The sequence below is a fragment of the Nocardia sp. NPDC059180 genome (genome assembly GCF_042754945.1).
Classification (GTDB): domain Bacteria; phylum Actinomycetota; class Actinomycetes; order Mycobacteriales; family Mycobacteriaceae; genus Nocardia.
On record NZ_JBHZBU010000001.1, the window covers coordinates 1,237,197 to 1,252,792 of the forward strand.

At 68.1% G+C, this 15,596-nt stretch carries 8 protein-coding genes; 7 read left to right on the top strand and 1 reads right to left on the bottom strand.

What is annotated here, in order from left to right; translation table 11 throughout:
- The first annotated feature begins 33 nt into the window (after positions 1 to 33).
- The 5 genes from ACFXNW_RS05730 (at position 34) to ACFXNW_RS05750 (ending at position 10,109) form a co-directional block, all read left to right on the top strand.
- A complete protein-coding gene (locus ACFXNW_RS05730) occupies positions 34 to 942 on the top strand; it encodes an NADP-dependent oxidoreductase (protein ID WP_379416123.1) in 909 nt (302 codons plus the stop codon).
- Positions 943 to 1,165: 223 nt separating this feature from the next.
- Positions 1,166 to 2,452, top strand: a complete 1,287-nt coding sequence (locus ACFXNW_RS05735) for a SidA/IucD/PvdA family monooxygenase (protein ID WP_379416125.1) — start codon at positions 1,166 to 1,168, stop codon at positions 2,450 to 2,452.
- A 65-nt stretch (positions 2,453 to 2,517) separates the two neighbouring features.
- Positions 2,518 to 3,459: a methionyl-tRNA formyltransferase gene (locus ACFXNW_RS05740; protein ID WP_379416126.1), complete on the top strand. Its 942-nt coding sequence runs from the start codon at positions 2,518 to 2,520 to the stop codon at positions 3,457 to 3,459.
- 61 nt (positions 3,460 to 3,520) lie between these two features.
- Positions 3,521 to 9,067 carry an amino acid adenylation domain-containing protein gene (locus tag ACFXNW_RS05745; protein ID WP_379416128.1) on the top strand — a complete coding sequence of 1,849 codons (5,547 nt, stop codon included), beginning with the start codon at positions 3,521 to 3,523 and terminating at the stop codon, positions 9,065 to 9,067.
- 52 nt (positions 9,068 to 9,119) lie between these two features.
- On the top strand, positions 9,120 to 10,109 hold the full coding sequence (locus tag ACFXNW_RS05750; RefSeq protein WP_379416129.1) for an ABC transporter substrate-binding protein: 990 nt from the start codon (positions 9,120 to 9,122) through the stop codon (positions 10,107 to 10,109).
- Between the two features lie 55 nt (positions 10,110 to 10,164).
- Here ACFXNW_RS05750 and ACFXNW_RS05755 read toward each other — a convergent pair whose 3' ends face one another.
- Positions 10,165 to 10,746, bottom strand: a complete 582-nt coding sequence (locus ACFXNW_RS05755) for a DUF3558 family protein (protein WP_379416130.1) — start codon at positions 10,744 to 10,746, stop codon at positions 10,165 to 10,167.
- 310 nt (positions 10,747 to 11,056) lie between these two features.
- Between ACFXNW_RS05755 and ACFXNW_RS05760 the strand changes: the two genes are divergently transcribed.
- Both ACFXNW_RS05760 and ACFXNW_RS05765 read left to right on the top strand, forming a co-directional pair.
- Complete coding sequence (locus ACFXNW_RS05760; RefSeq protein ID WP_379416132.1) at positions 11,057 to 13,711, top strand: ATP-binding cassette domain-containing protein; 2,655 nt, start codon at positions 11,057 to 11,059, stop codon at positions 13,709 to 13,711.
- Positions 13,708 to 15,471 (top strand): ABC transporter ATP-binding protein, encoded by a 1,764-nt coding sequence (locus ACFXNW_RS05765; protein ID WP_379416134.1) that lies wholly within the window; start codon positions 13,708 to 13,710, stop codon positions 15,469 to 15,471. The genes ACFXNW_RS05760 and ACFXNW_RS05765 overlap by 4 nt, the downstream gene beginning before the upstream one ends.
- Positions 15,472 to 15,596 lie beyond the last annotated feature (125 nt).

A 15,596-nucleotide genomic window follows, 5' to 3' on the forward strand; every position in this document is an offset into this window, starting at 1 on the left:
GGGGCAACAACGGAAAATCTATAGGAGGCTGATATGTCCAGCACTTTCCGCGCCGCGGTCGTTCGCACACCGGGTGGCCCCGAGTCCATCGAGATCATCGACGTGCCGGTGGTCGAGCCCGGTCCGGGACAGGTCCGGGTCCAGATTGCCGGGGCTACGGTCAATCCCGTCGACCTGGCGGTGGCTGCGGGGGTGTTCCACCAGCTCGGGTTGATCGACCAGCCCGACCACACGGGTCTGGGGTGGGATTTCGCGGGCATCGTCACCGCTGCCGGGCCCGAGGTCGACATTCCGGTCGGCAGTCGGGTCGCGGGGCTGGTCGCCGGGTTCGACCGCGACTACGGGGCCTATGCCGAGCAGATCGTGGTCCAGGCGACGGATGTCGCGCTGGTACCCGATGGCCTCGACCTGGTCGAGGCGGCCACGGTCCCGGTCAACGGGCTGGCCGCAGCACAGCTGGTCGACCTGCTCGGTGCCGGCGCGGGCCGCGACCTGCTGGTCACCGGTGCCGCGGGCGCGGTCGGGGGGTATCTCATTCCGCTTGCCCAGGATCGTGGTTGGCGGGTGACGGGATTGGCGCGGACCACGGATGAGAAGTTCGTCCGTGGACTCGGTGCCGACTTCACCGCGGTGGCAACGCCCGGTTGGGACGCGGTCGCCGACGCTGCCGCGCTACAGGAGGAAGGGCTCGCGCTGGTTCGTGACGGCGGCCTGTTCGTCGGTGTGCAACCGAGCGCCGCGCCGGCGCCGCAGCGGGGTATCACGGTGCATGCGGTGCAGACCCGCCCCGACGGCGCCCGGCTGGCTCAGCTCCTCGAAGCAACCGCAGCCGGTGATCTGCCTGCACGGGTGTACGCAGTGGTGCCACTCGATGAGGTGGCCGACGCACACCGTTCGGTCGCCACCGGTGGCCTGCGCGGCAAGTACGTCCTGCGGCCCTGAGGCCCGCCTGCCCAGCTTGCGTGAAACCACCGCAGGCTGGGCGGGGGCCTCGGGCCCCAAGGGGCTGACACTTACCCATTAGATAAGGTAAGCCTATGCAAACACGGGAGTGTGGTTCATCCTGTGGAGGTGGCAGCGCGTCCCGCAGCTGATCGCTGATATCGGTTGCTGAGCGGTGGCTGGAATCGCCGTTGCTGCGATGTGTCGAGAGAGTGGAGAACCAGTGGACAGACTTCTCGTTGTCGGAGCCGGACCGAAGGCGATGGCCGTGGCGGCCAAGGCGCATGTGCTCCGCACCCTCGGTCTGCCCGCGCCGGATGTGACGGTGGTGGAGCCGCATGCGGTGGGCGGCAATTGGCTGGCAACCGGCGGCTGGACCGATGGTCGGCACCAACTCGGCACCAGCCCGGAGAAGGATCTGGGGTTCCCGTATCACTCGACCTGGGCGCGCGGCCACAACCAGGCGATCAACGAAGCCATGATGGCGTTCAGCTGGTCCTCGTTCCTGGTCGAGCGCGGCACCTACGCCGAGTGGGTCGACCGCGGCCGACCGAGCCCGCAGCACAACGTCTGGGCCAAATACCTGCAGTGGGTCGCCCGCAAGATCGATCTCGACCTCGTCGCAGGCAGTGTGCGAAAGATTTCGGCCGCGGCCGACGGCTGGCTGGTGACCGTCGCCGACGCCGATGGTGTGACCAGTGAGATCGATGCCGATCAGCTGATGATCACCGGTCCCGGCAATAGCGGCCGTGCGCTCGCCGACCATCCGAAAGTGCTGAGCATCGCCGAGTTCTGGGATCTGGCAGGCAAGCGGAAGCTGCCGGTGTCCTCGCGAGCGGCCGTCATAGGCGGTGGTGAGACCGCTGGTTCGGCCATGGACGAGCTGGTCCGCCACGACGTACTGACGGTCTCGGTGATCTCCCCTGGCGCGACCATCTACACCCGTGGCGAGAGCTATTTCGAGAACTCCCTGTTCAGCGACCCCGCGAAGTGGCGCGCGCTGAGTATCGACGAGCGCAGGGATGTGATGCGGCGCTGTGATCGCGGCGTGTTCTCGGTGCGGGTGCAGGAGTCGCTGCTGGCCGACAACCGCGTGCACCACTTGCAGGGCCGGGTGGTACGGGTGGCCGAACAGGGCGACGGTGTCTCGCTCACCTTGCGTAACGACTTGCGGCCGGATCAGCAGCACAACTTCGATCTGGTGGTCGACGCCACCGGCGGGCAGGCGCTGTGGTTCCTCGACCTGTTCGACGCCGATGCCGCCGATCTGGTCGAGCTGGCCATCGGTGGACCGATCACCCAGGCCAGGCTCGAAGCCTCGATGGGCCACGATCTGGCCGTCGACGGGCTCGACGCGAAGCTGTACCTGCCGAATCTGGCCGGACTGGCGCAGGGCCCCGGCTTCCCGAATCTCAGCTGCCTCGGCCAGCTTTCGGATCGAGTACTGGCTACGACGGCGACCAGCCCGGTCGCGGTGAACGCCGAACCGGCGCGATCGGGTCGCCCCTGAGCGGCCGCGCGGTTCCAGTAGGCTAGGCTTGCCTTACTTGGCATCGAGGATGAAGGTTTCGGTTTATGCGCATCGTGTCGTTCGGCTTCCAGACCTGGGGTCGCAAGACTCTGCAGGCTCTGATCGATTCGGAGCACGAGGTGGTGCTCGCGGTCACGCATCCGGCCAGTGCGGATTCCTATAAGGGCATCTGGTCGGATTCGGTGGAGGAGCTGGCGCGTGAGCACGGCATCCCGGTGCATCTGACCGAGCGCGCCGACGCGGAGACCATCGACCTGGTCAAGCGGGCCGAACCGGATGTCATCGTGGTGAACAGCTGGTACACCTGGATGCCCGCCGAACTCTACGATATGCCCACGCACGGCACCCTGAACCTGCACGATTCGCTGCTGCCCAAGTTCACCGGATTCTCGCCGGTGCTCTGGGCGATGATCAGCGGCGAGCGTGAGTTCGGCCTCACCGTGCATCGGATGGATGAGCAGCTCGACACCGGCGACATCCTGGTCCAGCACTCGCTGCCCATCGGCCCCGACGCCACCGGCACCGAGCTGGTGCTGGCCGGTATGGAGCTGATTCCGGGCGCGGTGAAGGAAGCGCTCGATGCGCTGGCGACCGGCACCGCCGAGTGGACGCCGCAGAACAAGGACGAACGCACCTACTTCCACAAGCGTTCCGACCGCGACAGCCGGGTCGACTGGAACTGGCCCGCCGTGGATCTGGAGCGCTTCGTGCGCGCGCTGTCGGCACCGTACCCGCGCGCGTTCAGCCACTACCGAGGCGAAAAGGTGGAGATTCTGGCCTCGCGCCTGTCCTCGGCCCGTTACGGCGGCACGCCCGGTCGAGTGATCGTGCAGGAGGACGGCGGCGCCGTGGTCTGCGGGCCGGACGCCTTCCGCGGCGGCAACCAGGCGCTGGTGATCACTCGGGTGCGCACCGCCGACGGCACCGAACACGATGGCGCCGAGTTCTTCCGCCGCGGTGGGTATCTCACCGATACACCCGCCTGACAGGCGATAACGAGTCAGCTAGACCAGGGGCGACGATTCAGCGCGGGGGCCGGAGGGAACCATGTCGAGGATTGCCAACGACGTCGCGAGCCCGCGGGCGCGCCGTACCGATCTCCTGCGCCGTCACGGCGACAGCGGTGTCGTAGGCCGGACGTCGGTGAGCACACCGGTGTCCGGCCCACGCAGACCGCTGGCACCCGGTCAGTCGAGGGCCTGGTTCCTGCACACCAGAGATCCCGAGGACGCCTCGCTCAATATCGGTGTGGCCTACCGGCTTTCCGGCACACTCGAGGTGGCGCGGCTGCGCCTGGCCGTCGATGCGGTCACCGCCGAGCACGACATCCTGCGCACCAGTTACGGCCTCGGTATCGGCGGCGAGCCTTATCAGGTCGTGCGCCCCGAACTGTCGCCCGCCTGGCTCGAGCACGATCTGTCCGGGCGGTCGGCGGCGGGGTCGACCCGCCGGGTCGAGGTGCTGGTGCGCCGCGAACTCGCCCGCCCGTTCGACCTGTCCGCGGACGCACCGCTGCGACTGACCCTGATCCGCACCGGTGCCGACGAGTTCGTGCTGGTGCTGGTCGCGCATACGATCGCATGGGACGACGAATCGCTGAGGGTGTTCACCTCCCAGCTCGAGGCGGTCTACAACGGTGCGGCGCCAGCACATCGCGCGGTCACCCGGTTCACCGACTCCGCCCGCCACGCCGACGACGGTGCCGGCCTCGAATTCTGGCGGCGCACCCTCGACCCGTTGCCCGAACTACTGGAACTTCCGGGCAGTCCGGTGGCAGGCGGCGCGGACAAGTCCGCCGAACGTCACGGCCGCGCGTTGCCGGTCGAGCTGGTGGCGCGGATGCGCGCTTTCGCCGATGCGACGGGTTCGACGTCCGGTGCGGTCCTTTTCGCCGCGTACGCCGCGCTCATTCATCGCTATACGGCCGCAACCGATTTCCTTGTCGCGATGCCGGTGACCCTGCGGGACCCGGATGCGGGCGCCCGCATCGGCTACTTCGGCAACACAGTGCTGCTGCGGGCCACCCCGCGATCCGATATCGCCTTCGCAGACTTTGCCGCAGCGATGCGCGATCGATTGGCGCAAGCGCTCGCGCACAAGCACATCGGCATCGACCGGGTCGTGCATGCGATCAACCCGGACCGCACCGGTACCAGCGACGGGCTCGAACATCTGGTGCGGGCAGGTTTCGGAGTCCGCACCAGCGGTGCGGGTTTCGCGCTCGACGGTGTCACGACCACGATGCTCGAACTCGGCGGTCCGCGGTTACCGGTACCACTGCGGTTCACCGTCACCCTCGATCCGGCGGCACCGCGCGTCGATATCGAGTACTGGCCGGGCCGGGTCGATGCGGAGCTGGCCGCGCAACTACTCGCTCATTACCTCCAGTTGCTCGACAGCGCGCTCGCCGATCCCCGGCAATGCCTCGGTGAGCTGGACATGTTCGGCGCCGACGAGCTGGCCGAGCTGCACGAGGTGTCCCATGGCGAGCAGGTCGAGACGGTGCCGCAGACGCTGGCGTCGCTGTTCGAGCGGCGCGTGGCGGCCGCACCGGACTCCGTGGCCGTCATCGCCTGCGCCGACCGCCCGTCCGACGACCTGGAACTGACCGGTGCCGAACTGAACCGGCGCGCGAACCGATTGGCGCACTGGCTGATCGGCCATGGCATCGGTACCGAAGACATCGTGGCGCTGCGCATGTCGAATTCCGCGGAATTCGTCGTCGCGGTACTGGCCGTGCTCAAATCCGGCGCCGCTTACCTGCCGATCGATCCGGCGTACCCGCAGGAGCGCATCGACTTCCTGGTCGGCGATGCCAGGCCGCGCCTGGTACTCGGTCGGGTCGAACTCGCTGCCGCCGAGGAATCGGCCCTCGCCCATCCCGAATACGATCCCGCCGATGCCGACCGGATTCGTCCGCTGCACCCGCAGAATCTGGCCTACGTCATCTACACCTCTGGCTCTACCGGTACGCCCAAGGGAGTGCCGGTCGCCCATGCCGCGATCGCCGATCATCTGCTCGGATTCAGTGCGCAATGGGGCATGACGGCCGAGGACCGGCTGCTGCAGTCGTCGTCGGTGAGCTTCGATGCGTCGCTGCTCGATATCTTCGTCACGCTGACACTCGGTGCCCGACTGGTGATCCCGCGTCCGTGCGCCTTCCGCGATATCGGCTATATCGCGGATCTGATCAGTTGCTACGGCGTCACCGTGCTGCATATGGTGCCGTCGATGCTGAGCGCATTGCTGCTGCTGCCCGAGGTGAGCGAATGGCGCGCACTGCGCCACGTCCCGGTGGGTGGCGAGGCGCTGCTCGGTGAGGTGGCCGATCGGTTCGCCGGTGTCTTCGACGCCGAGTTGCGCAACCACTACGGACCCACCGAGGCCGTGGTGTCGGCGACGCACATGCCGGTGGAGGGCCCGCAGGGGACGCGGATCGTCCCGGTGGGTGTGCCCAACCGCAATGTGTGTGCCTACCTGCTCGACGATCGGCTGCAACTGGTGCCCGCCGGTGTCATCGGTGAGATCTACCTCGGCGGTGATCAGCTTGCCCGCGGCTACCTGGACCGGCGCGGGCCGACCGCCGAACGTTTCGTCGCCGACCCTTTCCATCCGGGCAAGCGGTTGTACCGGACCGGTGATCTGGCGCGGCGCAATCGCGCGGGCGCGCTCGAATTCGTCGGCCGCGCCGACGAACAGGTGAAAGTGCGCGGCTACCGGGTCGAACTGGGCGAGGTACAGGCCGCGATCGCGGGTCATCCCGGTGTCGCGCAGTGTGTGGTGGTCGCGACGGTCGATCGTGTACTCGGTACCACCCTCGCCGCGTACGTCGTGCCAGCGGGCGGTGCACTCGACCTCGAGGATGTGCGCGACTATGCGGCGAAGACGCTGCCGGATTTCATGATTCCATCGGCTTTCGCACCGGTGGAACGGGTTCCGCTGACCGAGCACGGCAAGCTGGACAAGCGTGCGCTGCCCGAAGCGCGCCGCATCGGTGCCCGGACCCGGCGGGAACCGGCCACGCTCACCGAGATCCGGCTAGCGGCCCTCTTCGGTGAGATCTTCGGACACACCGAGGTGTGCGCCGACGCCTCGTTCTTCGAACTCGGCGGGCATTCCCTATTGGCCAACCAGCTGGTGGTGCGCATCCGCGCCGAATTCGGCGTGGAGATCGATGTGCGAGCGCCGTTCGACACCCCGACGGTTGCCGGGCTGGCCGCATTGATCGAGTCCCAGCCGGTGACCGTGGGTGCGAACGGTTTGCCGCCGCTGACGAAACAGTCTCGCCCCGAACGTATTCCACTCTCGGATGCCCAGCGCGCGGAATGGGCGGCGGGTGCGAAGGCGGTGGTGCAGACGGCGGTCCGGCTGACCGGCCCGCTGGACGAGGCCGTGCTGACCGCCGCGCTCGGCGATGTGGTCGATCGGCACGCCGCGTTGCGCACCGTTTTCCCGACTGATGGCGATGGGCCCCGCCAGTTGATCCGCCCAGCCTGCGACGTGCAGATCACCACCACGGCTCCGGTAGCGGAGGACGCAGTGGGTGCCGCATTGGCCGAGGCCGGTGCGCGCAGCTTCGATCTCGCCTCTGGTCCGTTGCTGGAAGCGCGAATATTCCTGCTGGACAACGATATCCGCGTGCTATCGCTGGTCGCGCATCGTCTTGTCGTCGATGACCGTTCCCTGCGCACCGTGCTCTCGGATCTGGCGATCGCCTACCGCTGCCGGGTGGGCACGGGCCGTGCGCCGCAGTGGCCCGCACCGGCGATCGACCATGCCGATTACACGCTGTGGCAGCTCGGGGTGGCCGAATCCGCGGCAGCGGGACAATCGCGACCGCCGCGGCGCGGCCTGCCCGCACCGGTGGACATTGCCGTCGATCGGCCGGACGCGGGAAGGTCTGCGCAAGCGCATACCGTGACCTTCGGCATCCCGACCGGGCTGCGGCACCGGCTCGCGGCGCAGGCCGAAGCTTGCGGTGCTTCGGAATTCGTGCTGTATCAGGCGGCTGTCGCGGCACTGTTACACGCGCTCGGGGCAGGCACCGATATCGCCCTTGCGGTGCCGGTCACCGGTCGCACCGATTCCGCGGCGGCCGATCTGGTGGGACCGCTGGCGCATATGCGGTTGCTGCGCACCGATATGTCCGGCGAGCCGAGCTTGGCCGAGGTGCTCGATCGCACATGGGCTGCGGTCCGCACGGTCGGCCGGGATGTGGATCTGCCGATCGCCGACCGGTCGACCACCGGCGAGCCTGCACCGCACGCGGTGGTTCGTTGCGAGGACGCGGCCGGGTTCGGTCAGGCGTGGCTCACCGATGACGTCCACATGAGGCTGCTGTCGCCCGAGCCGGCCGCGCCGCAGGCCCTGACCTTTACCTTCAGCACCTCAGATGACGGCGAGGTCGATGCCGGTGTCATCGCCGATGCCGGGCGCTACGAGCCGGCCACCATCGCGATGTTCGCGCGCTATCTGCTGCATGTGCTCGACCAGTTCGCCGACGTACCCGAACGCACCGTAGGAGAGGTGCGGCTGATGACCTCGGCCGAGCGCGAGCGGGTGCTCGGTGAATGGTCCACCGGTGTGGAGCCGTCCGATATTCGCAGCCCGGCAGCCCTGTTCCGGCACGGCAGGGCCGTTCCTGGCATCCGGGTGGCCCTGCGCCATGGCGCGGAGGTGCTCACCTTCGGCGAGCTGTTCCAGCGGCTGGACGACAGTTCGGCCGGTGCATGCGGCGCGGGCGAATCAGCGGTAGACCGGTTGATCGGTGCCGTGGCCGAGCTCATGCCACCGCCCGCCGCGCCTGCGCCGATCAGGGTGCGCGACCGCGACGACGACCTGCCGATCGCCGCCCCGGTACAGACGGTCACTATCGGTGCGTCGATCCTGTCCGCCGCTGCCTGCGCGGCGGCCGTGGCCGACCGCCGTTGTGTCGCCGCCGATCGCCGCTGTGCCGGGTCGGATCCGGCTCGCCGCCGCCCGGACGTGCGGCTGTTCGCGCTCGATCCTCGCGACCCGCAGCTGGTCGTGGATCTGCTCGCCGCGCTGACCGACGGCGCGACTCTGGTGCTCGCCACCGAGGTGCAGCGCACCGATCCGGTGGCGCTGGCCGCGGTCATCGCCGAGCACGCCGTCACCCAGGTGATCGCCCCGCCACGTCTGCTCGCCGCTGTGGCCGCGAGCGATATCGAGCTGCTGCCAACGGTGCTTCGGTGGGATGTCGCCGGAATCCATGGGACCCCGGGCATTTCCGTGCGGCTGCGGGAGCTTGCGCCGGATTCGGTCGCCACCTTCGCCTACCGGGTGCCCGGCTATCTGGGTGCTGCCGCGCGTGGCTCGCTGGGTGAGACCAGCCTGGCGCGCCCGGTACCGGGCGCGACGATCCTGCTGCTCGATCAGCGGCTGCGGCCGGTCCCGCCGGGGGTCCTCGGCGATGTCTATGTCGGTGGGATCGCACTGGCCTCGGAGTTCACCTGCGGCGAGGCGGCGGTCCGGTTCATCGACGACCCGTTCCATCCGGGACTCCGCCTGCTCCGCACCGGCGACACCGCCAGATGGACGGTCGATGGCCGGCTTGCCTTCGCGGGAGCTTAGCCTTACCTACAATCAACCGAATTGGTCGGGGTTGAACCGCAAGGAGTACGGAATGAGATTGGCACGAACGACAGCGCGGCGCGGGGTGCTCGCGCGGTTGGGAATGGCTGCGATCGCGACGGCACTCGCCGTCTCGGTGGCGGCCTGTGGCTCCGACTCCGGGAGCGACGGTGGCGAGGGCGTCACTGTGAAGCACGCCCTCGGCGAGACGACCGTCGAAGGCACACCCGAGCGTGTTGTCACCATCGGCAATCAGTGGCTCGACGCCACCCTCTCCCTCGGCGTGACTCCGGTCGGCTACGCCGACAACGTTTCCGTCGTGGCCGGCGGGCAGAAGGTGCCGTGGGAGCCGGACTCGTTGTCCGAGGCCACGGTGATCAAGCAGGGCTCCGATCTCGCCGAGCAGATCGCAGGCCTGGAACCCGATCTGATTCTGGTGCCCGCCTTCCTGGTGGATCAGGCGATGTACGACAAGCTCTCCAAGCTGGCGCCGACCATCGGCCCCGTCACCGAGGGCGCGCAGGTCGACCTGTGGACCGATCAGGTGACCACGCTCGGCAAGGTGCTGCACAAGGAGGACGCTGCGGCCAAGGTGATCGCCGACGTCGACACCAAGATAAAAGATGTCTCCGCGAAGTACCCGAACTTGGCCGGAAAGACCTTCCTGACCTGCATGCTGACCGGCCCTTCGCAGCTCATGGTGCTGGCCGACCCCGAGGACGGTTCCTCGAAGCTGTTCTACGATCTGGGGGTGAGTATTCCGCAGAACATCGTGGACGAAGCTCCCGAGGGCGGGCGGTTGGCGCTGTCGCCGGAGCGGCTCGGCGATCTGACCTCCGACATCCTGATGTGCGGTGCCATGCCCACCTACGAGCAGAAGTTCAAGGAACTGCCGGGTTACAACGAGCTGCCCGCCGTGAAGTCGGGCGGCATGACCTTCCTCGACACCATCACCATCAGCGCGATCAACACTCCGACCGCGCTGTCGGTGCCGTACGTGCTGGAAAAGCTCGACCCCACCTTCGCCGCAGTCGGCAAATAAGACGCGGATGGGCCGGGCACCCCGAGGGTGTGCCCGGCCCATCAGGACGGCCGGCTCAGCTCCACGGGACCTTGGCGAAGATGGACACGAGCGCTTCCACATTGCGGGAGCAGGGATTGTCGGCCGGAGTGGCCGGAGCGGGGCCCGGCGCCGGCGGGCGCAGGATGACCGTCACCTCACGGTTGGCGCTGTAAGGGGCGGTGATGCTGCAGTATTCGGCGGTCTCGCCAGGGTGGGGGAGAAAGACCTGGAACGGGCGGCCGAGTTGCTGCATGAGGCGGCGCGCGGTCGGGTCGTCGGGGTTCTGCGGGAACTGCTCCACCCGCTGGCGGACCCAGAACATCACGCCGATCCGCTCGGCTTCGCCGACGAGCCAGCTGCAGCCGTCGGAATCCTCGAGGTGCTGGCCGGGGGCCAAGCCGGGTTGACGGATCGGCTGGATTCCGGGGACACCGCTGATCCGATCGGCCACATCAGGCGGAACCAGTCCGCATGGGTCGAGTCCTTCGAATGCCGCAGGCGCCACGGCTGGTGCTTGCGTGTGGACCGGAGCGGTGGATGCCGGACCCGCGGCAGCGCCGATGGCGATCGCCGCGGCCGAGGTAGCTGCGAATGCAGTGAGCGCCTTGCGAAACAACGGTTTCCCTTCTTTGGCGGCTGGTTGTCGCCGCCGGACGCGCACAGACTACTGCCCAACCCGATCCGGTGACACCGATCCCGGCTCATTACCCGAAATCGGGGCGCTCGCAGGTGCCCGCGACGGCCGGCGACGCCCCTGTTCGGTGTGTGCGAGCCGATCTGGCGCTCTGGTTATTCGGATTTGCCATGTGTAGGCTTACCTAAGTTTTGGGATGAGCGGATCGTCGCCACCGCCCTGCCCGATCGCATCCGTCGATGCTGCGCCGGGTCGGCTACTTGCGGCATACGTGATGGAGGACGAGTAATACATGGCGCGCAGAGGTTTCTCGGCTGTGGTATTGAACGCGTTCGGCGTTCAATACCACAACGCCACGGTGCTGAGCACCGAACAGACGACACCACGGATGCGGCGAGTGTGGCTGAGTGCGCCCTCACTGTTCGATGAGATCGACATCGAACCCACCGCGTGGTTGCGGATCTGGTTCCCCGACCCGGCAGGCTCGGAGACCGAATTCCAACGCGGGTACACCATTGCCGAGGCGGATCTGGAAACCGGGCGCTTCGCCATCGATTTCGTCCTGCACGAACCCGTCGGGCCTGCCTCGGCCTGGGCGCTGGCCGTCCGGGGCGGCGAGACGATCGAGGTCACCTCTTTCGGATCGAAGGGTTTCTCGGTCGCCGAGGAGCAGGCCGGATACCTGCTGATCGGTGATTCGGCGTCGCTCCCGGCGATCAACTCCATCCTGGCCGCGGTTCCGCCGCAGATGTCGGTCGAGGTGTATCTGGAACAGCATCACGACGACGATCTCCTCATCCCGCTGACCTCCCACCCTCGCGCCAGGGTGCACTGGGTGCCGCGAACGTCGGAGGAGGCCCTCGCCGCCGCGCTGGAGGCTCGTGACTGGTCGAACTGGTACGCGTGGGCGGGCCCGGAGTCGAAGTCGCTCAAGCATGTCCGCGCGCGGCTGAAGGAATTCGGCTTCCCGAAGAACGACGTCTATACCCAGGCCTACTGGGTGCACGGTCGCTCCATGGGCAAGCAACGAGACGGCGCCGAAATCGAAGCCGCGCAGACAACGAACCTCACGCCTGCCCCCGCCGCGGACGACGCGGCCGTCGTTGCGGCCACTACCGCCGCGACCGAAGTCGCATCGGAGACCACGCCAACGCCGGAGCCGGCCGTGGCCACCGAACCTGCCGCCACGAGCGCTGTGCCACCCGGCAACTGGCGCTCGCAGGCGGCGAGCAAGCTCTTCGCCGAGGTACGACCCAAGCTGTATATCGCGGGTGTCCTGCAATTGCTCATCACACTGGTCCAATTGGCGCCGTACGTGCTGCTGGTGGAGCTCGCCCGCAACCTGCTGGACGGCAGCGACGAGTCCACCTTGTGGACGCTCGGATTGTGGGCGCTGGCGCTACTCGGTCTGGGTGCGCTGCTCGAACTCGCGATGCAATTGTGGTTGCACACCGTCGACGCGCGGTTCAGTCGTGACCTGCGTGGACGACTCCTGTCCAAACTCGCCAGGCTGCCGCTGGGCTGGTTCACCGCACGCGGTTCGGGCCAGATCAACAAGCTGATCACCAATGACACGCTGTCGCTGCACTATGTGGTGACCCACGCCGTCATCGACGCCGTCGCCGCGGTTGTCGCGCCGCTGGTGGTGCTCGGCTACCTGCTGTGGGTGGACTGGCGACTTGGCCTGGTGCTGCTGGTGCCCGTGCTCGTTTATGTCTTCATCATGTTCTCGATGGTGGCGCAGTCGCGGATCAAGATCGTGCAGTCGCAGCGCTGGGCCGAGCGGATGAACGGCGAGGCCGCCTCTTATCTCGACGGCCAGCCGGTCATTCGGATCTTCGGCGGTGCGGCGGCCTCATCGTTCCGGCGCAGTCTCGACGATTACATCCGCTTCCTCGATACCTGGCAGCGTCCGTTCGTCGGCAAGAAGGCCGCGATGGACATCATCACCAGGCCGGTCACCTTCCTGTGGCTCATTCTGGTCGTCGGCACCGCCCTGGTGGCCACCGATCGCCTCGATCCGGTGAACCTGCTGCCATTCCTGTTCCTCGGCACGACCTTCGGGTCCCGCCTGCTGAGCATCGGCTACGGCCTGTCCGGGCTGAAGGAAGGCCGCATCGCGGCGCGCAACATCCAGCTCACGCTGGACGAGGCCGAACTCGGCGTGCGTGCCGACGGCGCGAACTCGGCGCACCCGGCCGGCCGAGTCGTCCTCGACAAGGTGAGTTTCGGCTACCGCCCCGGTGTCCCCGTGATCGACGGCGTCTCGCTCACCCTCGAGCCGGGTACCGTCACGGCCCTGGTCGGGCCCTCCGGAGCGGGTAAGTCGACGCTGGCCGCGCTGATGGCGCGTTTTCACGACCTCGACGCCGGCAGCATCCGTGTCGGCGGCCGCGATATCGCCACGCTCACCGCCGATGAGCTGTATCAGCAGGTCGGATTCGTTTTCCAGGACGCCCAGCTGGTGCACGGCACAGTGCGCGAGAACATCGCCCTCGCGGTGCCCGACGCCACCGACGATGCGGTGCGGCAGGCGGCCCGCGACGCGCAGATCCACGAACGAATCCTGCGGCTGCCGCAGGGCTACGACACCGTGCTCGGCGCCGACGCCGCGCTGTCGGGCGGTGAGCGCCAGCGCCTCACGATCGCCAGAGCGCTGCTCGCCGACACCCCGGTGCTGATCCTGGACGAGGCCACCGCCTTCGCCGACCCGGAATCGGAATACCTGGTGCAGCAGGCCATCAACCGCCTGACCGTCGGGCGCACCGTGGTGGTGATCGCTCATCGCCTGCGTACCGTCACCGACGCCGACCGCATCGTCGTGCTCGAGGGCGGCCGGGTGGTCGAGTCGGGTACACACCCCGAGTTGCTCGAGGCCGACGGCCGTTACCGGCAGCTGTGGGAAGCCGGCGCCGTTGCCGCCGATCTGAAGGAGACCGCCCGATGACGAGCACCCTGCTCAGCCTGCTGCCCCCGCAGCGCCGTGCGCGTTTCGGTGGATACCTCGCGCTGATCGTCGTCTCGACCCTCCTGCGTGCGATCGGTGTGGTGCTGATCGTCCCGCTCGTCGCCGCGCTTTTCGGTGACGATCCCGCCGAGGCCTGGCCGGTGGTCGGTGCGTTGACCGTCGCGGTCGCCGCCGGGTGGATCGTGGACGCGATCGCCTCGCGCGTCGGCTTCGACCTCGGCTTCACCATCCTCGAACACGCGCAGCGCGACGTCTCCGCACAGGTCGCCCGTATCCCGTTGCGCTGGTTCGGCGAAGACAATTCGGCCACCGCTCGCCGCGCCATCGCCAGCAACGGCCCCGACCTGGTCGGACTGCTCGGTTACCAGGTGACGCCACTGGTGCAGTCGATTCTGCTGCCGTTCGCGATCGGCATCGGGCTGGTGCCCGTTGCGTGGCAGCTCGGCGCGGTGTCCCTGCTGGCCGTCCCGCTGCTGCTCGGCGCCCTGTGGGCCAGCGGGCGGATCACCCGCCGGGCCGACGAGGTGGCCAAGGAGTCCAACAGCGCGCTCACCGCCCGCATCCTCGAATTCGCTCGCACCCAGGCCGCACTTCGAGCCGCCCGCCGGGTGGAACCCGAACGCAGCCAGGTCGGCACGGCGCTCGCCACCCAACACGGCGCGACGACCCGCCTGCTGCTGCTGAACATTCCCGGGCAGATCCTGTTCAGTGTGGCCAGCCAGATAACGCTGGTGCTGCTGGCGGGCACTACGGCATGGCTCGCAGTGAACGACACCATCGGCGCGCCCGAGGCCGTCGCGCTCATCGTCGTGGTCGTGCGATTCCTGGAACCGTTCGGCGCGCTCGCCGATCTGGCGCCTGCGCTGGAGACCAGCCGGGGCATCCTGCGTGATATCCGGGCCGTCATCGACGCGCCCGAACCTGTCACCGACGCTGCCGAGCAGCAGGCCGCGGAATCCGGCGCTGCCGGAGTCGAACTGCGCGGGGTGTCCTTCGGCTATGGGCACGACACCCCAGCGGTGCTGGACGGTTTCGACGTCGAGTTCCGTGCCGGTGAGGTCACTGCGGTGGTCGGCCCGTCCGGCTCCGGCAAGAGCACCCTGCTCGGTCTGGTCGCCGGGTTGGAGAAGCCGACTACGGGTCAGATCCTGGTCGGTGGCGTCGATCGTGGCGCCCTCGATCCGGCGCATCGTCCGGTAGTGACCAGCATGGTGTTCCAGCAGCCGTACCTGTTCGCGGGCACGATCCGGGAGAACGTGCTGGCGGGCAATCCAGGTGCGAGCGAGGAGGAATTGGCATCGGCGCTGCGGCTGTCGCGGGTCGAGGAGTTCGCCGATCGCCTGCCCGAGGGGCTCGACACCCTGGTCGGAGACGCGGGCACGGCGCTGTCCGGCGGTGAACGCCAGCGCGTTTCGATCGCACGGGCGTTGCTCAAACCATCATCGGTGCTGCTCGTCGACGAGGGCACCAGCGCACTCGACACCGAAAACGAGGCCGCGGTGGTCGCCGCGATCACCGACGACCCGCGGCAGCGCACGCGCGTGGTCGTCACTCACCGGCTGTCCACTATCGCCGGCGCGGCTCGGGTGCTCTTCCTCGAGGCCGGCCGCGTCGTGGAGGACGGCACGGTCGAAGAGTTGCTGGCTGCGCAGGGTCGGTTCGCCGAGTTCTGGGCGCATCAGCACGACGCTGCCGGGTGGCGGATCGCCTCGGATTCCACTCCGGTGGGCGCGAACTGAGCGACGGAGGCATCCGCCACCCGCCCCGGACACGGTTTTCGGGTTCCTCGCTCCGAGCCGACCCTGCCGGACGGCTGGTTAGTGTAGCCTAAGCTTGCCTGGGGTCCAATTCGAGAGCGGCGGTT